This window comes from Delftia sp. RIT313, from assembly GCF_000632165.1.
Classification (GTDB): domain Bacteria; phylum Pseudomonadota; class Gammaproteobacteria; order Burkholderiales; family Burkholderiaceae_C; genus Comamonas; species Comamonas acidovorans.
Genome location: NZ_JFYT01000065.1, coordinates 18,834 through 44,523 on the forward strand (window position 1 = coordinate 18,834; position 25,690 = coordinate 44,523).

Sequence of the window (25,690 nt, forward strand, 5' to 3'; positions counted from 1 at the left end):
ATGCACGAATGCGCCAGGGGCCCTGGTCAGGCTCCGGCGCGGGAAGAACGCAGACGCCCCACGACGCCCGTGGGGAAATAGTAGACCGACAACACGAACAGCACGCCCAGCCACAGCAGCCAGCGGTCGGGCGACAGCAGCGCGGCCAGCCAGGGCAGGCTGTGCGCGGCCTCGCTGGCCACGCGCAGCAGGTCCTGCAGATAGCTCTGGGCAATGAGGAACAGCACCGAGCCGATCGCCGCGCCATAGATGGTGCCCATGCCGCCGATCACCACGATCAGCAGGCAGTCCATCATGATCTCGAACGACAGCGAGGTATCTGGCCCGTTATAGCGCAGCCACAGCGCCAGCATGGCCCCGGCCACGCATGCGAACAGGGCCGACAGCACGCTGGAGAGGGTGCGGTACACCACCACGCGGTAGCCGATGGCCTCGGCACGGAACTCGTTCTCGCGGATGGCCTGCAGCACGCGGCCGAACGGGGAATTGACGATGCGCAGCAGCGCCAGCACCAGCACCACGGCCAGCACGAACAGCAGGTAGTAGGTGATGATGCGCCCGTCGATCAGCACGCCCAGCACCTCGTTCTCGAACGGCTCGAAGCTGGGCGACAGCCACTCGGGCAGCTTGAAGCTCAGCCCGTCTTCCCCGCCCGTCCATTCCGACAGTTGGGAGGCCAGCGTCTGGAACGCCGCCGCCACGGCCAGCGTGATCATGGCAAAGAAGATGGCCCGCACCCGCAGCGAGAACAGGCCGATGGCCAGCGACAGCAGCAGCGACACCAGCAGCGCCGCGGCCAGGCCCAGCGCCAGCGCACCCCAGCCCGCGCCCATGCGCGACGATGCAATCGCCACGCCATAGGCGCCAATGCCGAAGAACATGGTGTGCGCAAAGCTCACGATGCCGGTGTAACCCAGCAGCAGATCGAAGCTGGCCACCAGCACCACGAAGATCAGCACCTTGGCCGCCACGTTCAGCGCCTTCACGCCAGGGAACACGAAGGGCGCCGCCGCCAGCCCCACGAAGATCAACAGCAGCAGCACCGCCAGCACGCGGCTGCGCGGCAGGTCGCCGGAAAGCAATCGGTTGAGCATGTCGATCACTCCTTCAGCGGTTCGCCACGGGATAGACGCCCTGAGGCCGCCACAAGAGGATGGCCACCATCAACGCAATGTTGGAAAACAGCGCCACCTTGGGCACCAGGAACCCCGTGTAGTTGGCCATCAGCCCCACCAGCAGCGCGCCGATCAGCGCCCCGCCCGTGCTGCCCAGCCCGCCGATGATGATCACGATGAAGATCAGCACATTCACCTGCGCGCCCATCTGCGGCACCACGCTCTGCTGGTACATGCCCCACATCACCCCGCCCAGCCCTGCAAGCGCCGAGCCCGCCACGAACACGCCCACGAACAGGCGGCGCACGCGGTAGCCCAGGGCCTCCACCATCTCGCGGTCCTGCACGCCTGCGCGGATCAGCAGGCCGATCTTGGTGCGCGACAGCGTCCAGGCCAGCAGGGCAAACACCGCCAGCCCCACCAGCACGGCCACCACGCGGTACTTCTCCACGGCGGCATCGCCGAGCAGCCAGGCGCCCTTCATGCCCTGGGGCAGCGGCAGCGGAATCTGCTGCGGGCCCCAGATGAGCTTGATCAGCTCCTCGCCGATGATCATGCCGCCCATGGTGATCAGGATCTGCTTGAGATGCTGGCCGTACACGGGCCGCACGATGAAGCGCTCGAACGCCAGCCCGATGGCGCCCGCCACCAGCATGGCCACCACCATGGCCGGCAGCACGGCCAGCAGGTTGCGCCACAGCTGCTCGGACCCCGTCCAGTCGCCCATGGCGCCCAGCACGCTGGTGGCCACGAAGGCGCCCAGCGCGATGAACACGCCGTGGCCGAAGTTCAGCACGTCCATCAGCCCGAACACCAGCGTCAGCCCCGAGGCGATGATGAACACGATCATCCCCATGGCCAGCCCCGCCACCGTCAGCGTCAGCCAGGTCGAGGCCGAGCCCACCAGCGGCAGCGCCACCAGGGCCAGCACGGGCACCAGCAGCAGCGGCTTGAAATCCACATCCAGCTTGTTCATAGCGAAAGCCCCAGCAGCGACTGCTGCAACGCCGCGTCTGCCGAGAACTCGGCCATGCCGCCCGCGTGCACCACGCGGCCGTTGTCCATCACCGCCACGCGGTCGCCCAGGCGGCGGGCAAAGCCCAGGTTCTGCTCCACCAGCACAATCGTCGTGCCGCCCGCCTTGAGCTGGGCGAAGGCCGCGATCATGTTCTCGATGATGGCCGGCGCCAGGCCCTTGCTGGGCTCGTCCACGATCAGCAGGTCGCGCGGCTCCACGATGGCGCGCGCCACCGCCACCATCTGCTTTTGCCCGCCCGACAGCTTGCCGGCCGGGTGGTTCCAGAACTTCTCCACGGCCGGGAACATGCCGAAGATCCACTGCAGCCGCTGCGCGTCCATGCGGTCGGCGCGCGAGGCGCCGCGCGCGGCCAGCAGCAGGTTTTCCTGCACCGTCAGGTCCGCGAAGATGCCCATGTTCTCGGGCACATAGGCAATGTTCAGCCGCGCGATCGCGGGCGTGGGCAGGGCCGTGATGTCGGCCCCGCCAAAGGCGATGCGCCCCTGGCTGGCTCGCCACAGGCCCATGATGGTGCGCAGCGTGGTCGTCTTGCCCGCGCCGTTGCGCCCCAGCAGCATGGTCAGCTGCCCGCGCGGCACGGCCAGGTCCACGCCGTGCAGGATGTGATAGGCCCCGATATGCGTGTGCACGCCCGACAGCTCAAGCAGGTTGGAGTGGGAACTGTGGTCGAGCGTCATGCGGACTCCTTCACGGCGCCCTGCTCCGGCATCACACCCAGGTAGGCCTGCTGCACCACAGGCGAGGCAATCACCTCGGCCGGCGGCCCATCGGCCACCAGCGTGCCATTGGTCAGCACGATGATGCGGTCGGCCAGCTCGCGCACCACATCCATCTTGTGCTCCACCAGCAGGATGATCTTGCTGCGGTCCTGCTTGAGCTTGCGTATCAGGTCCAGGATCACCGGCGCCTCGTCATGGCTCATGCCCGCCGTGGGCTCGTCGAACATATAGACCTGGGGTTCCAGCGCCATCAGCAAGGCCACCTCCAGCTTGCGCTGGTCGCCATGCGGCAGCGCGGCCACGGCCTCGTCGCGCCGGGCGGACAGGGCCACCTGGTCGAGGATGTGCAGCGCCCGCTGCGTCAATGCCCGGTGGTCGCTCCAGATGCTCCACAGGTTCAGGCCGCGCCGGTGCGGTCCCTCGTCACGCGCCTGCACGGCCAGGCGCACGTTCTCCAGCACGCTCAGGTGCGGGAACAGATTGGTGAGCTGGAACGCCCGCCCCAGCCCGGCGCGGGTGCGCGCCGAAGGGGCCAGCCCCGTCAGCTCGCGCCCGCCCAGCAGCACGCGCCCGGCAGTGGCCTTGAGCTGCCCGGAGATCAGGTTGAAATACGTGGTCTTGCCCGCCCCGTTGGGACCCACGATGGCCGTCAGCGTGCCCGGCTCGAAAGCGCAGCTCACGCCGTTGACGGCCACATGGCCCCCGAAGCGGATGGTCAGATCCTCTGTGCGCAACATTGCTCAGCGGCCGTTGCGGATGGGAACCTGCATCTCCTCGGGCTTGATCTCGCGCACCAGCTCGGGCACGCCCCAGGCCAGCGCCGGGTCCACGCGGATCTTGAAGTGGTACATGCTCTGCAGGGCCTGGTGGTCTTCCTTGCGGAAGGTCATCTGGCCCTTGGGCGTGTCGAAGCTCATGCCCTCCATGGCCTTGATCAGCGTGTTGGTCTTGGTGTCTCCACCTGTCTTCTTGAGCGCCGTCACGATGGCCATGGCCGCAGAGAAACCGCCCGCCGTGAAGAAATCCGGCGGTGTCTTGTACTGCTTGTAGTGCATGGACACCAGCGCCTCGTTCACCGGGTTCTTGGGAATGCCGTAGTAGTAGTACGTGGCGCCCTCCATGCCCGGCAGATTCTTGTAGGCCGCCATGGCGGGCAGGATGTTGCCGCCCGTGGCGATCTCGATGCCGTAGCGCTTGAGATCCATGTCCGCAATCTTGAACGGATTGCCCGCCCCGGCCCACACGATCCAGATGATCTTCCTGCCCGGCTGGTCCTTGAGCTTGTCGATCAGCCGCTGCGCCCCTGCCGTGAAATCCGTGGTGGCCGCGGGCAGGTACTCCTCATGCGCCAGCTTGCCCTTCTTGATGGCGTCCTTGAAGGCCTTCACCCCGTCGCGCCCGAAGGCGTTGTCCTGGGCCAGCGTGCCAATCGTCACGCCCGCCTTGTCGATGGCCACCGCATTGCTGATGGCGTCCTGGCTGGAGTTGCGGCCCGTGCGGAAGATGTACTTGTTCCACTTGTCGCCCGTGATCGAATCGGCCACGGCCGGCTCCACCAGCAAAATCCTCTTGTACTCCTCGGCCACCGGCAGCATGGCCAGCGCCACGCCGGACGACGTGGGCCCCACGGCCAGATCGGCCTTGTCATCGGAATACGCCGTGGCCAGCAGGCTCTTGCCCAGGTCGGGCTTGCCCTGGTCGTCCTTCTCGATCACCACCAGCTTTTTGCCATTCACCGCCATGCTGCCGCCCGTGGCGTACTCCAGCCCCATCAGCAACCCGGCCTGGGTCTGCTTGCCATAGGCCTCCAGCGCGCCGGTCTTGCTGTAGACGTGGGCAATGCGGATCTCGCCCTGCTGGGCCATGGCGGCAGGAGCCGCAGCGGCCACGGTGGCCATGGCGGAGAGTGCGAGGGCGGAATGCAGGAAGGGGCGGCGTTGCATGGTTTGTCTCCTTGGGTTGGCGGCTGGGCTGGCGCCCGCTGCTTTTGTGGGGAGGGACCATGCATGCTTTGTGCCAGGCGGGCCCAGGCGGGCCAAGGAGGCGCAATGACGGGCGCAATGGCAGGCACCGGCAGAGCACGGGCAGCGAGTGCCCGACTATTGAACAGATTCAGTGCCTTGACTTCAGACAGTTGCCTGAATCCGATACAGGGCAAACCATGAACCCCTGGCACCCCTGGCATCTTCCCCCGCGCTTGGCCACGCAGGGCATCAGGCCTTGGCGAGCCGCTCCTTTGCCAGCTTCGTGCCTTCTGCCAGCGCCTTCAGCTTGCGCCACGCCACGTCCCGGCCCATGGGCGCCAGGCCGCAGTTCGTGCAGGGGAACAGCCTCTCCTTCGGCACGAACTCCAGTGCCCGGCCGATGGTGTCCGCCACTTCCTCGGGTGTCTCCACCACGTCGCTGGCCACATCGATCACGCCGACCATCACGTCCTTGCCGGCCAGCAGCCTCATCAGGTCGGGCGGCACATGGGAGTGGATGCATTCCAGGCTCACCTGGTCGATGCGGCTCCTGGCCAGCGCGGGAAACACCGTCTCGTACTGGCGCCATTCCTCGCCCAGCGTACTCTTCCAGTCCGTATTGGCCTTGATCCCGTAGCCGTAGCAGATATGCACGGCCGTCGTGCAGGTCAGGCCCTGCGCTGCGCGCTCCAGCGCCTGCACGCCCCAGTCGGCGGCATCCTTCATGTAGACATTGAAGGCGGGCTCGTCGAACTGGATGATGTCCACGCCGTCGGCCTGCAGCGCCAGGGCCTCCTGGTTGAGCAGCTCGGCAAAGGCGAAGGCCATCTTGACCTTGTCGCCATAGAAGCGGTCCGCCACGGTATCGACGATGGTCATCGGGCCGGGCAGCGTGAACTTCAGCTTCTTCCTGGTGTGCGCACGCGCCAGCTGCGCCTCGAAGGCATGCACGCGGCCCTTCAGGCGCAGGGCGGCAACCACCTGCGGCACCATCGCGTCGTAGCGGTTGTCGCGGATGCCCATCTTCACCTTGTTGTCGAAGTCGATGCCCTCCACCTGCTCCAGAAAGCCATGCACGAAATGCTGGCGCGACTGCTCGCCGTCGCACACGATGTCCAGGCCTGCATCTTCCTGGGCCTTGATCCACAGCAGGGTTGCATCGGCCTTGGCCTGGCGAAGCGCATCGCCCTCGGCCTGCCACTGGGGCCAGAGCTTGTTGGTTTCGGCCAGCCAGGCTGGCTTGGGCAGGCTGCCGGCGATAGAGGTTTCAAACATCGGAGAATTCCTTCAAGGCAAAAAGGGGTGGTGCCAGCGTACTTCAGGACCGTTGTCCCAAGCCGCTGTGCAATCAATGAAAAATGGTCTGTCTGTCTGTCTGTCTGTCTAGCCGGTCAGAGCGCGCAATCGGCTGCCCATTGCTCAAGAACATTCCTGTACGGCTTGATGAAATGCTCCTGCGCAAACCTGCCCTGCTTGACGGCCAGCTGGCTGCGCTCTTCGCGGTCATAGACAATCTGCGTCAACGAGTAATCATGGTTCTTCAGGCTCGGCTGATAGATTTTTCCTGCCGCGCAATTGGCGTTGTAGATCTCGGGGCGATAAATCTTCTGGAAGGTTTCCATGGTGCTGATGGTGCCGATCAACTCGAGATTCGTGTAGTCGGCCAGCAGGTCGCCCTGAAAATAGAAAGCCAGGGGTGCAACGCTGTTGGGCGGCATGAAAAATCGAACCTGCATCCCCATCTTCCCGAAATACCGGTCCGTCGATGACAACTCATTTTGCTGATACTCGGCACCCAGTACGGGATGCTGGTTCCCGGTGCGCTGATAGGTCTTGCTGGTAGAGGCGCTGATGCAGATGACGGGGGGCTTGTTGAAGTGCTCCCTGTACGTGCTCGAACGGGCGAACTGCTTGAACAGCTTGCCATGCAGGTCACCAAAATCGTCCGGCGTGCTGAACTCCTGGCGGTTGATGTTGTATTCCGGCAGCAGAACACTGAAGTCATAGTCACGCACGTAGGAAGAAAAATTATTCCCTGCAATGCCGGCTATGCGCTTGTTCGATTTCCTGTCGAGAATGCTGGTCTTCAATATCTCGATCAACGGAAATACGCCACTTCCCATCTCGGCACCCATGCCCATGTCCACGGAGATGATGTCCAGCTCGACTGAATAGCGGTCTCCCGTCGGATTGTCCCAATGCGCCAGGTCATTGAAGCGGTTGTCAATCATCCTCAGCGTGTGGCGCAGGTTCTGCTGCCGGCTCGCTCCCCTGGCCAGATTGGCAAAGTTGGTGGTAATGCGCGTGCTGTCCGATGGGTGATAGTTCTCATCGAAACGGATGCTCTTAAGGCTGAAGTGCAGTTCTGCGTTCATGGTGATCCAATGACCTGATTTAGAAATAAAAATGTGGGTTGATTCAGGCCGCAGCCATTTCCTTGGCCAGGCAGGGCCTGGCGCGGTGCATCAGCTCGACCAGCGGCAATGCCCGTTGCACCGCCAGCGCGGCCCGCTGTATCAGGGCCTCGTCGTGCAGGCGGTAGTCCACGAAATCCTTGTCGGTCGCGTACACGCCCAGCGGCAGGGTGCGCGCCTGGAAGAAGCTGAACAGCGGCCGCAGCTGGTGGTCAATCACCAGGGCATGGCGCTCGCTGCCACCGGTGGCCGCCAGCAGCACGGGCTTGTCGATCAAGGCGTCCTGGTGGACGAAGTCGAAGAAGTGCTTGAACAGCCCGGTGTAGGCGCCACGAAAGACCGGGGTGGCCACCACCAGCACATCCGCCTGCTCCACCGCCGCAAGCTCACGCTCCACCCTCTCGGGCAACTGCGAGCGCCACACCGCGCCGGCAAGCTGCGGCGCAAGCTGGCCCAGTTCCACCAGGCGTTGTTCGCACGGAACTTCGTCGGCGATCAGATCAGACAGATGCTCTGCCAGGGCGGCAGATTTGGAGGGGCGTTGCAGTCCACCAGAAACGGCGACCAGACGGAGCGGACGTGACATGGCTGCTTTCACGCGAGACGGCCAAGTTCAGCGCGGGATCCTGCTCCGGCATCCATGCGATCCGAGGGTGTGGTGATGACCATGACTGCTTCCCAAAATGCAAACGAACAATGGGAGCGAATGGTATGGATGCGAATCGATGAAGTAAAATGGTTTTAATTCACCTATGCATGAGCTGCATTCATGCGAAAGTGTGATCCCATCCTTCTGCGCACTGCGCTATGCGGCAGCCATGCCAGGGCCTGCGCGCAACGGGGTTGCTGCGCAGTGAATCCAAGGCCAGTTCAGCCGCCCGCGCCCTGCACCTGCACCAGGCACTCCCGCAACGCCTGCGCCACAGGCCCCAGCACGCGGTCACGCCTTTGCAGCAGGCCCAGCGTGCGCCACACATCGGGCGCGGTCAGGGGTACGCCGCAGACCTGGGCGTGGTCCTGGCGCAGGGCCAGCTGGGGCACGGCGGCCAGGCCCAGGCCGGCTTCCACCAGGGCCAGGGCGCCTGTGACGTGGTTGCACTCGTGCCAGGCCACGGGCTGCTCTGGCAGGCCGGCCATCACCTGGTCCAGCAGCAGCCGGTTGCCGCTCTTATGGGAGACGGAGACCAGGCGCTTGCCCGCCAGCTCGGCCCACTCCACCTGGCTGCGCCCGGCCCAGGCGTGGCTGCGCGGCATGGCCAGCACATAGCGCTCGCGCGTGAGCGCCTCAAAGCGCAGCGACGGCTCCTGGCTGCCCGTGAAGCTCAGGCCAAAGTCCGCATCCCCGCGCAGCACGGCCTCCACCACCTGCTGCGCGCTTTCGTCGATGACGTGCACCTGCACATCGGGCTGCTCCACGGCAAAGGTCTTCAGCACGGGCGGCAGCAGATTGGTGGCCACCGAAGGCACGCAGGCAACCGTCACGCGGCCACGGCGCAGCTTCAGCTGGTCATCCACGCGCTGCACGGCCTCGTCCAGGCCGGCCAGGGCCCTGCGCGCCTCCTGCAGGAATTCATGGCCCACCTCGGTCAGTTCCACACGCCGCGTGGTGCGCTCCAGCAGCCGCGCGCCCAGCACGGACTCCAGCCGCTCCACCCGCCGGCTCAAGGCAGGAGGCGACAGGAAAAGCGCTTCTGCGGCCAGGCGAAAGCTGGCTTTCTCGGCCGCGGTCACGAAGGCGATCAGTTCCCCCATGTCGAATTTGATGCGCTGCACGCAACAGTCCTTCCAAAAGTTGCAATTCACAGAATAACACCCGCTGCATAGGATGGCGCCCTTGATAACGCTGCCCCCTGCGGGCAGGCAAGACCAACAAACGGAGACGACATGCACCAACGCAGACTGATCGCAGGCGGCGCCCTGGCCGCCCTTCTTTCCCTGGCCGTGGGCACCGCCCAGGCCCAGGACTTCCCCCCCAAGAAACCCGTGGTCATGGTGGTCGGCTTCGCCGCAGGCGGCTCGGCCGACATTGCCGCGCGCATCATCGCCAAGAAGCTGGGCGAGAACATCGGCCAGAGCGTGGTCGTGGAAAACAAGCCCGGCGCAGGCGGCAACCTGGCCCACACGCAGGTGGCCAATGGCCCGTCCGACGGCTCGGTGCTGCTCTTCGGCTCCATCGGCCCGCTGGCCATTGCGCCGCACTTCATGAAGATCGGCTACGACCCGCTCAAGGACCTGGCCCCCATCACCATGGGCGTGAACTTTCCCAACGTGCTCGTCGTGCCTGCCGCCACCGGCATCAAGACCCTGGGCGAATACGTGGCCAAGGCCAAGCGCGAACCCGGCAAGCTGGACTTTGCCTCCACCGGCCCCGGCTCCGCATCGCACCTGGCCGGTGAACTGCTCAACGATGTCGCCAAGATCGACACCCTGCACGTGCCCTACAAGGGCGGTGCGCCCGCCCTGCAGGACGTGCTGGGCAACCGCGTGACCTCCTTCTACGCAGCCCCGCCCACGGCCCTGCCCCACATCGAATCGGGCAAGCTGATCCCGCTGGCCACCACGGGCCTCACGCGCCCGGCCTACCTGCCCAACGTGCCCACCGTGGCCGAAAGCTTCCCCGGCTTCAACGCCACCAACTGGTACGCCTTCGTGGCATCCGCCAAGACGCCCAAGCCCTTGCTGGACCGCTGGAACACCGAGCTGGTCAAGGTGCTGAACACCCCCGAAGTGCGCGACAACCTGCTCAAGCACGGCCAGACCGCCGCCCCGGGCACCCGCGAGGAACTGGGCCAGTTCATTGCCGCCGAGCACGCCAAGTGGGGCCGCATCATCCGCGAGCGAAAAATCACCGCCGATTGATTCCCTCGGCAGCCGTTAGCCGTTCCCCAACCATAAAAAACCAGGAGACAAACCATGACCGCCATCCGTTCCACCCCCCTGCCGCCCGCTGTGCAGTCCTCCGTGCCATCCACCCTGCGCCGCCGCACCCTGGGCGCGCTGCTGGGCGGCGCACTCAGTCTGGGCCTGGCCCTGGGCGCTGCCACGCCTTCCACCGCCGCCGCAGATGAAATCCGCGTGGTCACCTCGGGCGGCTTCTCTGCCGCCTATGACCAGCTGATACCCCTGTACGAGCAGGCCACGGGCCACAAGGTCGTCACCTCGCGCGGCGCTTCCATGGGCAACGCGCAGGACTCCATTCCCAGCCGTCTGGCACGCGGCGAGCAGTTCGATATCGTCATCCTCGCGGATGGAGCCTTGGACAATCTGGCCGCCCAGGGCAAGGTGGAAGCGGGCAGCCGCGTGGACCTGGCGCGCTCCATGATCGGCATGAGCGTGCGCAAGGGCACGCCCAAGCCCGACATCAGCACCGTGGACGCGCTCAAGCAGACCCTGCTGGATGCCAAGACCATTGCCTACTCGGCCAGCGCCAGCGGCACCTATCTGGCCAACGAACTGTTCCCGCGCCTGGGCGTGGCCGAGCAGATGAAGGGCAAGGCCACCCGCATCCTCAGCGAGCGCGTGGGCGCCGTGGTTCTGCGGGGCGATGCGGACATCGGCTTCCAGCAGGTCAGCGAACTGCTGCCGTTCAAGGAACTGGAATTCGTCGGCCCCCTGCCCGATGAAGTGCAGCAGCGCGTCTTCTTCTCCGCAGGCGTGGCCACCGGCGCCAAGAGCCCTGAGACGGCGCGCCACCTGATCCGCTTCCTGGCAGCCCCCGCCGCCGCGCCCATCGTGCGCAGCACGGGCATGGAGCCGGCGGCCAAGCCCTGACGGCAGGCCCCCGAGCCCTCAAGGCTCTCTAGGCACTCAAAGCCATCAGGGCCCTCGACACACAGGGGGCCTTCACCCCTCCCCGGTTCGACCTCCATCCAGCGGCGCTGCAACGGCACTGCTGCGGCATGCCGCTGCCCAGCCCTATCACCCTCGCCACACCCATGAACACCAAAACCCTGGTGCTGATCACCCTCGCCGCTGCACCGCTGTCGGCCCTTGCGCAATCCAGCATCACGCTCTACGGCATTGCCGATACCGGCGTGCGCTACACCAGCGGCCTCACCGCCGCCAACGCGGCCAGCAACACCTCGGGCGCCGCGCTGTCCAGCGGCGTCAACACCACCAGCCGCTTCGGGTTTCGCGGCCGCGAAGACCTGGGCGGCGGCATGTACGCCCTGTTCAACCTGGAAACCGGCCTGAACCTGGACACCGGCACCACCGCCAACTCCAGCAAATTCTTCGACCGCGCAGCCATCGTGGGCCTGGGCGGCGGCTGGGGCCAGGTCACGGCCGGCCGCCAGACCAACCTGCTGGCAGATGCCATCAGCCCCGTGGACCCCGTGGGCATGCGCTTCGCCGCCTTCAACCCCAACATCGCCACAGCGGCCCTGAGCAGCCACGGCCTGGGCGTGGAATACGGCAGCGCGGGCGCCACCACGGGCTCGTACCGGCTGGACAACTCGGTCAAGTACACCGGCCGCTTCGGCGGCCTCACCGCCCGCGCCATGTACAGCTTTGGCGAGACGGCGCAAGGCGGCTCCGCCCGCTCATCGGCCGGCGCGGGCCTGGCGTATGGCACGCAGACATGGACGGTCTCCGGCGCCTACCAGCGCTTCAAGACCGCAGACCAATGGGAGCTGAAAGCCGCCACCCTGGGCGCCTCCTACAAATGGGACAACCTGCGCCTTGCGCTGAACACCGCGCGCAGCGACGGCCAGACCAACGCCACCACCAGCCGCACCGTGCAGCGCGTGCACTCGCTGGGCGCCACCTGGTCCGCCCGCAGCACGCTGGACCTGACCGCCGCCCTGTACCGCGTGGAACGCGAACGCAGCGGCCGCGCCGCAGACGGCTACACCCGCGCCCTGCTGTTTGCGGAATACAAGCTCTCGCGCCGCAGCAAGCTGTATGCGGAGCTGGACCGCACGCATTGGAGTGGAGGGTTTCAGGGCGGGCAGAACAAGGATGTGGCTACGGGGGTGACTGCGGGGTTGATGCATAGTTTTTGAGGGCGGTTGCAGCGACCCGCAGCACCTGTTTTGAGGTGCTTGTGGAGGGCTGCTGCCACTCATCTCCGCCGACCTCAGGCGCAGGCACCGGGCAGTGCATGCGTCTTTCGCGCCGCCATCAATGACAAACTGCCCAGGCCTGCCAAAGCGCAGAGCGTACAGAGCGAAAGGACGGCAGGTCCGCCCTCGGTGACAGGCGGCTGCCTACGGCAAAGACTTCGGAAAAGGCAGCTTTGAAGTCCGCATGCTCGCTGGCCGAAAGATCAAAGTCAATGAACAGATGCTCCATGCTCTTCATGTCCTCAACAGCCACCGCTTTAGAAGTGATCTCGGCGAAGTCACACTTCAAACTGTTGAATAGGCTGGTTGAATACATGGTCGGCAACAGCTTCCAGCGAAGGACTGTTAACGGCCTGGGGTAGTCAATCCCGCCAGGACTGCATTCGGACACTCTGTCGGCATGTCTCGGCTGAATGCGGCCATCGAAAATATCGAAGAAGAAACAGTTCAGGCGCTCATCAGGATGCCCTGCGCGTATTCCTTGAGATCAAGCTTAATGCAGGCTGAGACTTGATGCCAAGGTATGACCGGTCGCGATGCTAACCTTGATGGCTGCTTTAAGCTAATAGTCCGCGTTCGACGACGGAAACTGGATGACGGCAATCGCCCTTAAGCGGATTTCAGTATGGAAAAATTCAATATCTCATCTGAGCTACAAATCGGGAATATCAATTACATAGATAAATTAAGAATTAATTACCATTTTAGAGAAAAAACTTATTCTTTGAATTTTAGAAATTCGGCAACTTAAGATGAGCAGGCCTTATATCAGAAGAGATGTCAAACACTTCACACCCAATATTTTCGATAGCTGTTTGGACATCACTTACTTTACAAACCACAAATGCTTTTTTACTTTCATAATTATCTTTAGTGTAGCTTCTGCGTCTAATTGAAATATATTCATTAGTATTTCCCGAAAGATATTCAGCTGGAATTTTTTCCTCTATGATCTTAGCCACTTTCTCTGAGATATCATTATTTTTCACTAATTGCATAAGCATCTCTTTTGCTTTTTCTTTTCTATTAAGGCGTATAACGACGGAGATTTCATAGAAACGTCGATCATTTTCAATTACTGGCTCAAGGAATACTTGCTCTCTAAGACAAGGAAGTTGTGTACCTTTAAACCAAACAATCGCATGCTTCTCGGAAAGAGTATTTTTCTCCTCAGGAAATATAAGAACAAGCGCCAAGTAGGAGCTTTTCTCTTTGGAAAGTAGAAAAAATTCATCCTCGGTAATCTTGAAATTAATTACAGCTTCTTGTCGTTGATTTTTCTCCTGAAAATAACTAGCCTGAATAATTCTCGACTTAACTTGAAGAACATAAGGAAAATCATAGATCCGGTTAATTTCACTTTTCTCTCCAAAAGATTTATTCATCTGATTAGAGATTAAAAGATCAAAACCGAAATCTGCAGGAAGCTTGAATGCTTCCAAGCCGGCACCAAAAATCTTTCCGGCAACTATATACTCAGCCTTAAATCCACTGTAAAGCCTCTTGAAAAAATCTTTACGCTGCAAAATAAACCCCTATCTATTTAATTTATTAATTTTGTCCATATTTGATATGGCAAATTCAGATATCACACAATTTTAAAATAGAGATATAAAATTTGTACTCCCTTCATGACAGAAGAGCTCAAAAAATTATTGCAATGCCCATTCTATTTTATCGCCTTAACTTCGAGACTTCTTGACTGCTTATGGCCGGCAGCGGCGCTTAGTCCACACGTCCGGCAGCTGGGAATTCTAGGCTATCGCCGTAGTCGCTGGGCCTCATTTTCAGGATTTTAGTGAAGCGATGAGATCTTTTGCTTGCAGCCCGGGCGATTGAATTGCTAGCCCTCTGTGGGCGGAGCCAATCCGGCCTTATTTGCCCGCTTTGTCAGATCAATTCCAATAACCTGGATTTCCTCGACTCCGGGATGATGGGCGGCCACATATGTCCCATGCGACTGCAAAGCAGCGACCAGCGTCACGAAATCAACGAAGCTACCATTAGGCAGTTCCCAGCGATGCTTCTTAGCACCCCGCCAGATCAACAAGTAGATCCCACGGTTGGAGGCTTGGTCTCGCAAATAGTCGCCCGCAAGTTGCCCCTCGAGCCGCTCAAATAGCTTCGGCCCCGTCCAGTTATCAGCGATCTTCAACTCAGTCGGAACTGCGCCAGAAAATGTCGAGCAGGTCCATCGCAAATCAGGACGTTTTGCGTCAGGAAGCTCGTCCTCTTGAGGAATCACGAATCGACCGTGGGCATGTCGTTGGCACCATGCTGCGACCCAGTTGCGCAGCTCGGTTTCAAGCTCCGTGCGGATGACCACTGACGCAGTGCTGAGATCGCTGTCTTCCATTTCATGCTTCAAGTCAAGCAAGCGCATGACAGCCAAGTCGAACATCTCGCGGTGGTTAGCCGGAGAGCGCTCGTAGGTTTCGGCGAATTCGCTCACCTGTATTTCACTCCATGCTGGCCGCTCGCTATCGGCCTGGGCCCTGGCTAGTGCCTGCCGCGCCAGCCAAGGGCGGTAGTCGGCGTGGGGATGTTCCTGCGAAAGGCTCTGCAGTGCCAAGAAGGAATCGCGCCCAGGTATATCCTGCAGCAGCCGCACCAAGTACTCGCGGGCATCCTGGGCGTCATCGCGCAAGCCAGGTGTAAACACGCCCTTGCCAGAGCGGTCAATGTCCTTATCGGCGCGCACATGCTGGTGCGCCAGAAGATAGAGGCGCTTGAGCACCGCTGGCGTCCGGTAAGCGCCGCGCATACAGGACGAGGTCCGCCGGTTGCCTAGCAGATGCGCGACAAACGCCATCGTGAATTCCGTGCGCTGAGTGGCGTCGCCCAGTACGTTCAAGTGCTGCTCCACGGTATGGATGGCTGGGCCAGGATCAACGCTGGTCCATGCCGCGGCCCACAGTGCATGGTGCATGGAACCTGCCGCCCCCATCTGTTCACGCGCCAAGGTGGCAATGAGCCCATCGGACAGAGCTGACACCTGGAGAATGTCAACTAGGTGCTCCAGCACAATGGAACGCTGCGGCGAGTGGATGGCCAGCAGCGAAAGGATGTCGTGCGCCACAGCGTTGGCAAGCCACTCCCTGGCGCTATGGATGCGCGCAACCACATATTGGGCGGCCGTGTACGAGTCGCTCATCTGAAGTTCGAATGCGATCTCGACCAGCAACATCGCTGCGACGACCTGCGGGTGGGCTGCGAACAAGGCAGGAAACCAGTCCGGGAAGCCGTTTATCTCCCGCATCGCGTAGCGGAACGCCACACCGGCCTCCGCAGGCGAGAGAGATGCCATCAGTCCAGGGGTCTCCACGGCTTCGACGGTCAATCCGGTGAGTCCCAACAAGTCAGCATGCGGCATGTTGCTTATTTGCGCGCCTTCGGAGAGCAAAGGGGGCGAATACCGGCGCCAGCACGCTACCATGCCATCCCGGAACGCGAGCGCCGTCGGCGCTCCAAACTCTGCTTCGAGGCTGCGCCAATTGCTGCAGGCCCATCGAGAGTGGTTGACCTTATCCAGCTTGCGCATAGCGTTGAGCAGGTAACGCTGCTCATAGCACACGTTCGAAGGATCATCGAAGCTCGAGTTACGCAAAATGTCCAGCCTGCCAGCGAGAAAGACGACTTTCTCGCAGCGTTGTCGCCTGGCTCGTTCCGCAGCTTCTTTGTTACGCTGAGTCCATTCGGCACTCTGTTGCTCCAACTTCTGGCGCGCATCATCCTTCTCTGGAGGCGCCTCAAGCTGCTGCAGTCTTAGTGCTAAAGCCTCATTACCTACCACGGCGCTCACCAACTGATCGTGCAGACCCTGCGGTCGATCAACCTGCACATACAGCGAGAACGCAATCTCCAGTGCCGTGCGTTGGTCCTCTGCCAAGTCGCGTTCGGCAGTGGCAGCGATGGCGGCGGCGAAGTCGTTCTCATCCCAGACTATGGGGTGCATGGCGGCCTGCGCTGCCCAATGGTTGATGACGCGTTGCTCCGAGCGCAGCCAATCGACGAGATACCAAAGCCAAGCCCATTTGAGGGCAGACCAAGCCTGCACCTGCTCAGGCAGGCCTGTCTCCATCACGCCGTGGACGTCCTCATCGTAGGGAACGTCCCGCATCAGCACATGTAGCGTGGCTACAGCGCTCGGCCTCAGCGCGAGCGCATGACGCGCGGTCACAAGGCGGCTTAGCAACGCGCCTATAGGTCGGCGCAACCATCGGTTCCTGACGGACAGGTAGTAGTCATGGCGGTCCATGACCGGGGGTTCGATCAACAGTGCATACAACTGGTCAATGATGTTCGGCAATAAAGAAAGGTCCGTCCGCTCCAAGAACCGTACTGTCGCGGTGGTAAGCCCCGTAACTTCATATTCGTTGAATTCTTTCAGCCGGGGAATGCAGTAGATCAGCCACTGCAACGTCGCCGCGTCGGGTTGATCGATTAGGTTGAGCAACTCAGCCATGCACCGTCGGTCTAGGCTGTCGCCTTCCGAGGCGAACTTACTGCGAACGATTGCCATATCCGACGGGTGTCCCACAGCATCCACGGCATGGAATGCTGCAATGCGCCCCTCGGAAGGCAATATGGCGGAGAGGGCAATCTGCAGGGCCTCGGGGCCAACGTCGGCGATGCGCGCGTGGTAAACCACCCACATGAGGAAGCCGGTTACGGTTTCCTTGTCCTTGTACTCTTGAATCAGCCGGCGCACTGTCTCGCACATATCCGGCGCCGCGAAGCGATGAATAGCGCCGTACTGAATCAGGCTGCGATCAGATATACCCGACGCCAGTTGCTTGCAGACATCCGTCAGTATGGCGCTGCGCACGTTTGAAGGAAGCAGGAGTGGATCACCACCCTCGAACAGAATCTCCGGCGCCACCTGCTGCACTCGCGAAAGGATGCGTGTATCGGACATAGCCAGCCACGGCAACAGACCGCGCAGCGAGGGTGTCACCACCTGAAGCCCGTACTGCTCGCGAATAAACAGGGCTTCTACGCGCTGACGCGACACCTCTTGCTTGAGCAGCCTGTGAAACCAATGCGCAGCGAGATATTCCAGCACGGATCGATGATGGAACCGAACGCTACCGTAGACGTCCGGATCGAACAGAGATCGCTGAAGCAGCGCAGCGATCTCTACATCGTCCCAGCCCAGCACATCGCGCGGGCGCAGACCCAGACCGGCCTGCGGCCCATCGGGCACCTGGATGTTTTGTAAGCGCGTTAGGACCAGGGCGGCCGCGAGCTTTTCCACCCCCTCTCGCGCACGTGCGGGAGTCATGGGATGCGCTTGTGCGCGATCCTGGTTGTCCTGCAAGCGGCGCTGCACGCTGGCGTTCATTAGTTCCTGCCGTGAACCGATCCGCCCCCGTTCGGCCCAAAATCCCACGAGCTCGTCCAGATCCTGAGGGCGCTGGGTAAAAGAACCGGCATCGGCCCGTTCGATGGCATCCATGAACGGCCTGACGAGCCCGATTCCGCGTGCGGTTACAAATCCCTCAACTTGCGACGACGAAAGTGGCTCCAACCCCACCACCTGGAAGACCGGCCCTTCATCCTGACCCTGGCCGGGATGTTCAGACCGCTTCGCGGATGACGGAAATAGCTGGCCACAGAGCTTCAGATCAGTCCGGGGCCGCCATGCCGACGGCCGCCCCGTTATCAGAATGTGCGTCCGGTCTAACGCCTTAGCCAGCTTCACGGCAACCCTGCGCACCGCCCTCTCGAAATCCTGCGATGAGCGCAGCCGCGACTCATCGATGGAGTCCAACAGCACCCAACCGGGCTCCTCAGAGGCCAACCATGCCTCGAAATCTTCGTGACTGCCGATGTCAAAAGACCCATCGAATTCTTGGATTACATGCTCTAGGCGGAGAAAAAAGGCCGCCTTGCGCTCGCTGCGCAAGCGCCGCGCAGCTTCCTGCAGCAACCATGTCTTGCCGGACCCACCTTCTGCCAGCATGACCACCCTGGGCTGCTCCAGCAGAGCAGACATAAGCACCGCATCCTGTCCCCGACCGGGCTCCATCGCCACGTCATCGCCTGGCCGCCCTGTTGGAAGCAGTTCTCGGAAGGTGCGGTGCAGTTCGATATACATGAGCGGCAAGGATAACTAACAACCTGTCGCCTAGGCAGTGCCGAATGGGCTGCTACGAGTTTCGATGACAACTTCTTGCGTGGCCGATGAAACTGAGAACAACACAATATGGCACGCCGCACGGAAGGTGCTCCTCATGCTCTAGCTACTGCTTCGGGTCGGCAGTACCAGTTCATGAGCCGCAATAGCGGACTTCCAGCAGCCTTCAGGCTGCGCTGACGATCACTGTCGGCTGCCCAGACCTGTCGTTGGGCCGCCGCCAGTTTGGGTGCTCGAATGACTGCTATATAGCCGTGAGCGATTGATCACGAGGCACTAATGAACAGCGGCAACCGCTGCAAAGCCGAGACCCACACCCCACAGATCAGCATCACCAAATGGATCGATATCAGACCAGAAGCTGGACAACTGGCCAAGCCGGTTGATCAGTTCCGAGGGAGATCCCAATTGCTTGGCTCTGCGACTGACCCATCCCAAACGAACGCACAAGGCATTCAAGTTCCCGCGACGAATGAAAGAGTCAGCCATCAACAAACCACAGACTCAGAGCTTGGCCCCGACCCATATGGCTCGCCCTTGCACCAGGCCCTCTGCCTTCCCGGCAATGACGATATCCGGGTGCTCGCTTTTATCAGCGTTGTCAGCCACTGCATGCCAAACATCGCCCACCCGCTGAAAGCGCCGCACAAGCATCTGCCCTTCCCACGCGAATGCATAGACGCTGCCACGGCGCGGCGTTCCATCCGCACGATTGAGCAAGAGCACGGCACCGTCCCGGATCGTGGGCTCCATGCTGGTTCCTGCCACATGGACGAGGGCCGCGTTCACCGCACTGACACCAACTGAGCGCAAAAAGTCGCGCCGGAACTGCAATGCGCCAAGCTCCGCCACAAGAGCGCTCCCAACATCCGAGTCTTCGGTCACGCCGACGCTGAGTTGCGAGACCTGAACGAAGTCGCTGTGTTCTTCATCCCCGTCCAGGGAGTATTTCGGCAGATTCAGCGCCTCTTCTATCTCGCGCGCGAGCTTCGCGCCTATGGGCTTTCTCCCTCTCAAGCGATCAGACCAATAACTGGAGGTCCGGCCAAGTCGGTTGATCAGCTCCGAAGGGGAACCCGAGTTGTCGCCCTTCCGACTGGTCCAGCCCAAGCGCAGGCAAAGGGCATTCAAGTTCGCACAGCGGATATTTGACGTGTCGCTCATGGGTGTACTTGAGCCCACGAATTACACCAAAGGGTGTTGACAAGAAGTGATTCCAACGATGCAATGGCGATTGATCGTTTCTATGAATACACGCTCGTCCTTACCCCATGCACATCACCCACCACTTGCGCGAGTGCCGCTGCCTGGCCGCAATCACGCTGTCGCCCGCGCAACGCGGCAATGCAGGGCCATTGACGGGGCACGCACCGTGTTGAAGTCCACCAAGACAAGGTCCCAAATGGATGAGACCACGCACCTCACCCACCGCTTCACCCGAGGGCTTCGCTTTGACGGACTGTGGACCTACTCGGCGCTCACGCCTTCAGGCCGAGCCTATTGGGCACGGCTGCCGGCAACCCGGGCAGGCGGCATGGCTGCAGCAGATCCACAGCGGGCCTGGTGGTGCGTGCGCCAGTGCGTTGCAGTGCTCAATCGCAGGCCCTGGCGTTCCGCGCATCTGCCCTCGGGCCTGCCTGCGCGGCCGGAATGTGGCGATGTGGTGCTGGCCCTGGGCGCAATGCTTGCGGGCTGGAACGTGAAGGTGCTGGATGACCCCTCGACACAGGCGCCACTGCTGCGCAGCACCGATGCGCTGCTTGCCGGTGGCTGCTCTTTGCTGCAACTGCAGGCCGAGGATTCGAGCGATGGCGTGCAAGCCGTTTTCTGGGCCTGGGTGATCGGCGTGGAAATGCACGAGAGGTTCCAGCGTGCCAAGCGCATTTCAGCCTTTGACATGCCCGGGCGCCCTGGCGCGCTGCTGATCTGGCCCTTCGGCTCGCCCCTGGCATGGAATCACGCCTTGAGGGTGACGGTGGATGGCGAGGGGCTGTGTGATGTGGATGGCCTGGATGCGCGCGCAAGCCGGTACCGCTGCACGGCGGCCATCACGCTGGAGCCACTGAGCAACGACATTGCCGTCAACGGCAGCTTCTCCTGACCGGCTTTTTCTGACCGGCTTTCCTGACCCGAAGAAATGCAGAACTCCAATCTCACGCCAGAGCAGTACGAGCGGGAAATTCCGCTGGAGCCAAGTAGTCCCGGTCAACGCCTCATCAGCGGCCTGCTCTTTGATGGTCACTGGCAATACAGAAGGCGTGCGGAAGCCGGCAAGACCAGCTGGACACAGCTGCCGGTGGCCTCCGACCTTGCTGGCCCGGCCGACCCTTATGGCACCTGGTGGTGCGTTCGCCGGTGCGCCGTGGTTCTGGAGCAGCAGCACTGGTTGTTCCTGCGGCTGCCCGTTCACCTGCCCCCGCTTCCCGACGTGGAGGAGCTGGCGCAGATCCTTGATGTGCTGCTGCCCGATTGGGACGTGCAGGCACCTGCTGAATGCGCCCGGACGCCCTTGCTGTGCGCCCAGGCAGTCGAGCAGGGAGGCAGTGCCTTGCTGATGCTGGAGTCACCGGAATGCGAAGGGCCCAAGCCGGGCATTTTCTGGGCCTGGGTGGTGGGGTACGAGCCGGAGCTGCCGTTGTCGTGCACCGACGATTGCGTTGCGTCCGACACATTGCCGTCCCCGGGCGCGCAGGCCATGGCGCCTCCCAAGGCTTTGCTTGCCCTGCCCTTTGGCTCGACCCTGCCCTGGTCCAGCGGGTACGCCACCCGGATCCAGGTGCAAGCCGACGGGACCTGCCTCCTGCATGATGCGGGCGGCCCCTGGCACCCATGCCAGTGGCTTGGCACGGTCACGCTTGCAGCCAGGCCCGCACCGGCCTGACGGTGGTGGATCTGCAGCCGCAATGCACATGCCCAGGTCTCCCATTCGTACCTTCATGCCCGGCCTGCGCTTCGATACGCAATGGCGCTACGAGGTGGGTACACAGACGCGCAAGACGCGCTGGGCCACACTGCCCACGGTTCCCGATGCCCAGTGCCTGCCCGATCCGCTGGGCGCCTGGTGGTGTGCGCGGCGATGCGCTGCCGTGCTGCGGCAACGGGCATGGCTGCAGGTGCAATTGCCGCTGCAGTTGACGCCGCAGCCCGGCCCGCAAGAGCTGGCGCAGGTTCTGGCTTTGCTGCTGCCCGGCTGGAAAGCGCAGCTTGAGAATTTCCCCGCCCTCGCTCCGCTGCGTTGTGCCCAAGCCATGCAGCGGGGCGGCAGCGCCATGCTGCTGCTGGAAATGCCAGGTCACAGATTTCGCCACCCTGCGCTCTTCTGGACCTGGGTGATCGGCATGGAGCGATCACCGCTGCGCCTGCGCTCTGCAAAAAATCTCACGCGCCTCGAATCCTATCCACCAGCGCAGCCGCTGCCCGAAGCCTTGCTGGCCATGCCCGCCCGCCGCTCAAGGCCCGGCGCCAACCGCCACGTCACCCGCATCCAGATGGACGCCGCCGGGCGCTGTATCTCGGATGACGCCGCCTGGCCATTGGATGGATGCAGGTGGCTGGCCTGCATCACGCTGGAGCAGTTGGGCGGGGGTTGAGTTGTGGCCGCGGCCAGGTGCGATGGTTGGTGAAGGCGGGCCAGGTTTTGCAGCCAGGGGGATCGGAGATTCCTACCACGGCCATGTTATATACAATGCCCACGTTATCCAAGGAGTCGCCGATGCCCTCAACACGCTCACCCATCAGTCGCGCCAGCCAGGCCGAGCGGTTCGTGGCCGGGCTGTTTGAAGACGCAGGCTGGACGATTGATACCGCGCCGGAAGGTGACGATGACCGTGTGGACCTGAGCGTTCACCGTGGCAATCAACGCTATGCGGTGGAGATCAAGTCTTCACAAGGACGGGCTGATCGCGTGGTGCCACTGCTGGCTCAGGCCATTTTGCAGGCCCAGACTCTTGCAACTCAGGAACGCGGCGCGGCTCCGCTGGCGGTGGTCTATGTGGACCATGTATCACCTGCCCTGCTCAGGCAGGTGATGGCATTTGCCGAGCGTTTTGCGCCCCATGTCGCCTTCGGTATCGTGTCTGAAGAGGGGCCCAATCATTTCCACGGTCCGGGCCTCGATGATCTTCAAGAGTCACCGCGCCCGCGCTTGCTGGCCAGACACGCGCCCGCCAGGCCCGCTCCCGCGATCAACCTTTTCTCGGACCTCAATCAATGGATGCTGAAGGTGCTCTTGGCACCTGAGTTGCCTGAAGGTTTGCTCAACGCGCCAAGGGGCCGGTATTGCAGCGGGGCGGAGCTGGCTGCTGCGGCCCAGGTTTCTGCCATGAGTGCTTCCAGATTCCTGACCCAGTTGGGCAATGAGAATTTCCTGGACAGGTCATCAAGCCATCTGCGACTTGTGCGCAGGCGCGAGTTGTTCAGCCGCTGGAGTGCAGCAGCCACACGCCCTGGCACCGAAATTCCCGCCCGCTTTCTGGTGCGGGTGCCGGTGGCCTTGCAGATGCGTGAGTTGCTGGACCGCGCGCCCGGTGAACGCTGCCTGGGCCTGTTCGCGGCAGCCGACGCGCTCAAGCTGGGCCATGTCAGCGGTGTGCCGCCCCATGTCTTTGTGCGCAAGCTGCCGCGTTCGGGCTTTGCGGCCTCTGACGATTGGGACATGCTGGCGGCGTTTCCCGAGGGAACGCCCGACATCATCGTGCGACAGGCACCGTGGCCGGAGTCGATATTTCGGGGCGCCACAAACCATGATGGACTACTGACAGCCGATGCAATCCAGGTCTGGCTGGATGTTTCCAGCCATCCGTCCCGAGGCAAGGAGCAGGCTGAACTGATCTACCAGGAAGTTCTTCAGCCGCTGATCGAAGAAGGACTCTGAATGAATGACTTGCACGCATTCGCCAAGCTGGTCAAGGCACTGAGCCCCTGGCGGGGGCAGTTGGTCTTCATCGGTGGCTGGAGCCATCGGCTGCACAGCTTGCATCCGCAGGCCAACAGACAGGAGCACCAGCCGGTTTTCACACGCGATACGGATCTGGCTTTTGCCAACAAGGCACCCATTGAGGGCGACATGAGGAGTGCGTTGGCGGCACATGGATTTACCGAGCAATTGGCAGGAGAGTTCAAGCCACCAGCGGCTCACTACACGTTGGGCAGCGACAGCAAGGGTTTCTACGCCGAGTTTCTGACACCACTTTCCGGCAGCGGGCGCAAGCGCGATGGAACGCCAGATGCCACGATGGAGAAGGCAGGCATCTCAGCCCAGAAGATTCGTCATCTGGAGATCCTGCTGGTCGACCCGTGGGTTGTCACGGCAGGTCCGCAAAACGGTATTCCGCTTGAAGCACCGGTAGACCTTCAGGTCGCCAACCCGCTGTGCTTCATGGTCCAGAAGCTGCTGATCAAGAAGGACAGGAAGCCAGCGAAGCACGCTCAGGATTTGCTGTACATCTACGACACCATCAGCCTCTTCGGCCATCTTCTGCCGCTATTCAAGGACTGCTGGAACACGAGCGTGCATCCCGCCCTTGGCGACATGGGAGACACGGTTGCAAGAGAGTGGGATGCGAGCTTTGCGCATGTGACTGATGCCATCCGGCAGGCCGCACTCATCCCTGCAGATCGAAAGCTTTCTCCCGAGGAATTGCAGGCCACGTGCAGGTATGCGTTCGACCGGATTTTCAGGTAGGGCAAGCAGTGCAATAGTGCTCGCCCCGATCCGCATGGGTTCTTGATGTGCCCTGCGCAGCACGCCTCAGGTCGGCGTATCCACGTCATCCCAGTCATTGCCTTCGAAGCGCACCAGCCAGTTCAGCGCATGGTGGCGTTCCATGAGCACGTCGGCGCTCAGCCCGGCTGGCGCGGGCTGCTGTTGCACCTGGGCCTGGCGCACGATCCAGTGCAGGCGGTAGTGCTGGTCCAGTGCGTCGAGGATTTCGCTGTCGGGCCGCATGCGTGCGGCATGCAGGGCGCCCTTTAGGTCGCCCGCCTGCAGCAGGGTGCGCGAGGTGAGCGACACGTCGCAGATGGCGTCGGGGAACGGCAGCGTATCGACCAGGCCCAGCGCCCATTCCAGCAAGTACGCGGCTTCGTAGCGCCAGCCGAACTTGGCGATGGCCTCTTCGGAGGGCTGGGCAGTGGCCATGAATTCGCGCTCGTTGGGGGTGAGCGCAGCCTGGGCGGCCGGCAGGCGCTGGAACAGTTGCTCGGGCGTGAGCGGTTCGCCACTGTTCAGTGCTTCGTTCAGTGCGTCGTTCAGTGATTCGGCGCGCACGGCCACGGCCAGCAGAGCAAAGGCACGGGCGGCGATCTCGTCAGGTGCGCGCATGCGCAGTTCGGGCTCGGAGATCAGCGGCGGCAGGCTGGCCGCTGGCGTGAAGCCGCGCTGCGCCAGCAGCTGTTCACTGCGCTGCTTGCGCTGCCAGGCCTGCTGCGGATAGGGCAGCGCAGCCTGCTCATCAGGCTCGGCGCCGTTGGCATCCAGCAGGATGCGGCCTTGCGGATCGCGGATGCTGCCGTCCGTCAGAAAGGCGAAGGCGTTGGCGCGCTGCGCCCAGCCGGCAAAGGCATCGAGCTGGGCCGGCGCAATGCCCAGGCTCAGGTGCTGCTGCACGCGCTGGATGTGGCGCATGGCGTGGTAGCGGTTGCGCGTCATCTGCCCATCGCCGCGCCCCAGCACATAGCCGACAAAGCCGGAAAGATGGGGCGCCAGCTCAGGGTCCGCAAGATCGCGGCGCCCGGCCAACGTGTGCGGAAAGTCAAGCGCGGGAAGGTCCCAGACGGTGCAGTAGGCGTTGATGAGTACCTCATCTTCTGCGGCATCCGACTGGGGTTCGTGCGGCTGGTGCTGGGTTTGCTGGTGTTCCTCTTGGCGAGCGGTCTCGGGGGCGGGCTTGCTGAATGCGGTCTTGAGGCGGGTGAGGAGATTTTTCATGTTCACGGGCTTGGTTCCGGGCTTGGTTCCGGGCTTGGTTCCGGGGTTGGTTCCGGGATTGGGAGCGGCAGGAAACGCACCGCCTCTTGGCCACAGTGCGGCTTGCAGACGGCGGGTAACTCAGCCCTGCAGCTCCAGCACCGCCATCCGGTCATACAGCGTGGCCCGCGAAATGCCCAGCTGGCGCGCCGTGGCCAGTTTGTTGCCGCTGTTGGCGGCCAGGGTGGCGGTGATGGCCTTGCGTTCCAGCTCGGCCACCTGCTGGGCCAGGGGGCGCAGCAGGTCGGTGTCGGCGGGGCTGTTGTGGCG

23 protein-coding genes are annotated in these 25,690 nt (G+C 62.4%); 8 read left to right on the forward strand and 15 right to left on the reverse strand.

The features are described from left to right. Window positions 1-26: 26 nt before the first annotated feature. The 9 genes from BW39_RS19870 to BW39_RS19910 all read right to left on the reverse strand — a co-directional run bounded on the left by BW39_RS19870 (window position 27) and on the right by BW39_RS19910 (window position 9,024). On the reverse strand, window positions 27-1,094 hold the full coding sequence (locus BW39_RS19870; RefSeq protein WP_043823847.1) for a branched-chain amino acid ABC transporter permease: 1,068 nt from the start codon (window positions 1,092-1,094) through the stop codon (window positions 27-29). Window positions 1,095-1,107: 13 nt separating this feature from the next. Beyond that, complete coding sequence (locus tag BW39_RS19875; protein ID WP_043823825.1) at window positions 1,108-2,091, reverse strand: branched-chain amino acid ABC transporter permease; 984 nt, start codon at window positions 2,089-2,091, stop codon at window positions 1,108-1,110. Further along, window positions 2,088-2,831 carry a branched-chain amino acid ABC transporter ATP-binding protein gene (locus tag BW39_RS19880; RefSeq protein ID WP_043823826.1) on the reverse strand — a complete coding sequence of 248 codons (744 nt, stop codon included), beginning with the start codon at window positions 2,829-2,831 and terminating at the stop codon, window positions 2,088-2,090. Before BW39_RS19880 ends, BW39_RS19875 begins: the two co-directional genes overlap by 4 nt. Then, window positions 2,828-3,610 (reverse strand): ABC transporter ATP-binding protein, encoded by a 783-nt coding sequence (locus BW39_RS19885; RefSeq protein WP_043823827.1) that lies wholly within the window; start codon window positions 3,608-3,610, stop codon window positions 2,828-2,830. Before BW39_RS19885 ends, BW39_RS19880 begins: the two co-directional genes overlap by 4 nt. 3 nt (window positions 3,611-3,613) lie before the next feature. Beyond that, complete coding sequence (locus tag BW39_RS19890) at window positions 3,614-4,816, reverse strand: substrate-binding domain-containing protein (RefSeq protein ID WP_043823828.1); 1,203 nt, start codon at window positions 4,814-4,816, stop codon at window positions 3,614-3,616. Window positions 4,817-5,086: 270 nt separating this feature from the next. After that, complete coding sequence (locus tag BW39_RS19895) at window positions 5,087-6,112, reverse strand: methionine synthase (RefSeq protein ID WP_034391642.1); 1,026 nt, start codon at window positions 6,110-6,112, stop codon at window positions 5,087-5,089. A 116-nt stretch (window positions 6,113-6,228) separates the two neighbouring features. Next, window positions 6,229-7,212 carry a DUF1852 domain-containing protein gene (locus BW39_RS19900; protein WP_043823829.1) on the reverse strand — a complete coding sequence of 328 codons (984 nt, stop codon included), beginning with the start codon at window positions 7,210-7,212 and terminating at the stop codon, window positions 6,229-6,231. Window positions 7,213-7,255: 43 nt separating this feature from the next. Continuing rightward, entirely contained in the window at window positions 7,256-7,837 is a 582-nt protein-coding gene (gene msuE / locus BW39_RS19905; RefSeq protein WP_043823830.1) for an FMN reductase, read from the reverse strand. Between the two features lie 284 nt (window positions 7,838-8,121). Then, a complete protein-coding gene (locus BW39_RS19910) occupies window positions 8,122-9,024 on the reverse strand; it encodes a LysR family transcriptional regulator (protein ID WP_043823831.1) in 903 nt (300 codons plus the stop codon). 111 nt (window positions 9,025-9,135) lie between these two features. On the opposite strand from BW39_RS19910, the gene BW39_RS19915 reads away from it, so the two are divergent. The 3 genes from BW39_RS19915 to BW39_RS19925 all read left to right on the forward strand — a co-directional run bounded on the left by BW39_RS19915 (window position 9,136) and on the right by BW39_RS19925 (window position 12,254). Beyond that, the gene (locus BW39_RS19915; RefSeq protein ID WP_034391632.1) at window positions 9,136-10,110 is read left to right on the forward strand and encodes a Bug family tripartite tricarboxylate transporter substrate binding protein; all 975 of its coding nucleotides are present in this window, start codon (window positions 9,136-9,138) and stop codon (window positions 10,108-10,110) included. Between the two features lie 54 nt (window positions 10,111-10,164). Continuing rightward, on the forward strand, window positions 10,165-11,022 hold the full coding sequence (locus BW39_RS19920) for a substrate-binding domain-containing protein (RefSeq protein ID WP_043823832.1): 858 nt from the start codon (window positions 10,165-10,167) through the stop codon (window positions 11,020-11,022). 128 nt (window positions 11,023-11,150) lie between these two features. Beyond that, a complete protein-coding gene (locus tag BW39_RS19925) occupies window positions 11,151-12,254 on the forward strand; it encodes a porin (protein ID WP_043823833.1) in 1,104 nt (367 codons plus the stop codon). Between the two features lie 118 nt (window positions 12,255-12,372). Here BW39_RS19925 and BW39_RS19930 read toward each other — a convergent pair whose 3' ends face one another. The 4 genes from BW39_RS19930 to BW39_RS32050 all read right to left on the reverse strand — a co-directional run bounded on the left by BW39_RS19930 (window position 12,373) and on the right by BW39_RS32050 (window position 19,617). Continuing rightward, a complete protein-coding gene (locus BW39_RS19930) occupies window positions 12,373-12,630 on the reverse strand; it encodes a hypothetical protein (protein ID WP_043823834.1) in 258 nt (85 codons plus the stop codon). 415 nt (window positions 12,631-13,045) lie between these two features. Continuing rightward, a complete protein-coding gene (locus BW39_RS31235; protein WP_143343470.1) occupies window positions 13,046-13,840 on the reverse strand; it encodes a hypothetical protein in 795 nt (264 codons plus the stop codon). Window positions 13,841-14,157: 317 nt separating this feature from the next. After that, entirely contained in the window at window positions 14,158-18,414 is a 4,257-nt protein-coding gene (locus tag BW39_RS19935; protein WP_152547283.1) for an NACHT domain-containing protein, read from the reverse strand. Between the two features lie 543 nt (window positions 18,415-18,957). After that, window positions 18,958-19,617 carry a S24 family peptidase gene (locus tag BW39_RS32050; RefSeq protein ID WP_235264247.1) on the reverse strand — a complete coding sequence of 220 codons (660 nt, stop codon included), beginning with the start codon at window positions 19,615-19,617 and terminating at the stop codon, window positions 18,958-18,960. A 238-nt stretch (window positions 19,618-19,855) separates the two neighbouring features. Between BW39_RS32050 and BW39_RS19945 the strand changes: the two genes are divergently transcribed. The 5 genes from BW39_RS19945 to BW39_RS19965 all read left to right on the forward strand — a co-directional run bounded on the left by BW39_RS19945 (window position 19,856) and on the right by BW39_RS19965 (window position 24,136). Continuing rightward, window positions 19,856-20,554, forward strand: coding sequence for a hypothetical protein (locus tag BW39_RS19945; protein ID WP_043823835.1), 699 nt, complete (start codon window positions 19,856-19,858; stop codon window positions 20,552-20,554). A 36-nt stretch (window positions 20,555-20,590) separates the two neighbouring features. Next, window positions 20,591-21,334, forward strand: a complete 744-nt coding sequence (locus BW39_RS19950; RefSeq protein ID WP_043823836.1) for a hypothetical protein — start codon at window positions 20,591-20,593, stop codon at window positions 21,332-21,334. A 28-nt stretch (window positions 21,335-21,362) separates the two neighbouring features. Beyond that, entirely contained in the window at window positions 21,363-22,043 is a 681-nt protein-coding gene (locus BW39_RS19955) for a hypothetical protein (RefSeq protein WP_235264248.1), read from the forward strand. A 122-nt stretch (window positions 22,044-22,165) separates the two neighbouring features. Next, window positions 22,166-23,326 carry an RpiR family transcriptional regulator gene (locus BW39_RS31245; protein ID WP_152547284.1) on the forward strand — a complete coding sequence of 387 codons (1,161 nt, stop codon included), beginning with the start codon at window positions 22,166-22,168 and terminating at the stop codon, window positions 23,324-23,326. Further along, entirely contained in the window at window positions 23,327-24,136 is an 810-nt protein-coding gene (locus BW39_RS19965; protein ID WP_043823840.1) for a nucleotidyltransferase family protein, read from the forward strand. A 66-nt stretch (window positions 24,137-24,202) separates the two neighbouring features. Here the strand turns inward: BW39_RS19965 and BW39_RS19970 are convergent, their stop codons facing one another. Beyond that, on the reverse strand, window positions 24,203-25,381 hold the full coding sequence (locus BW39_RS19970) for a DUF4272 domain-containing protein (protein WP_043823841.1): 1,179 nt from the start codon (window positions 25,379-25,381) through the stop codon (window positions 24,203-24,205). A 120-nt stretch (window positions 25,382-25,501) separates the two neighbouring features. Then, the coding region (locus BW39_RS19975) for a helix-turn-helix domain-containing protein (protein ID WP_043823842.1) at window positions 25,502-25,690 on the reverse strand (189 nt) is incomplete at its 5' end.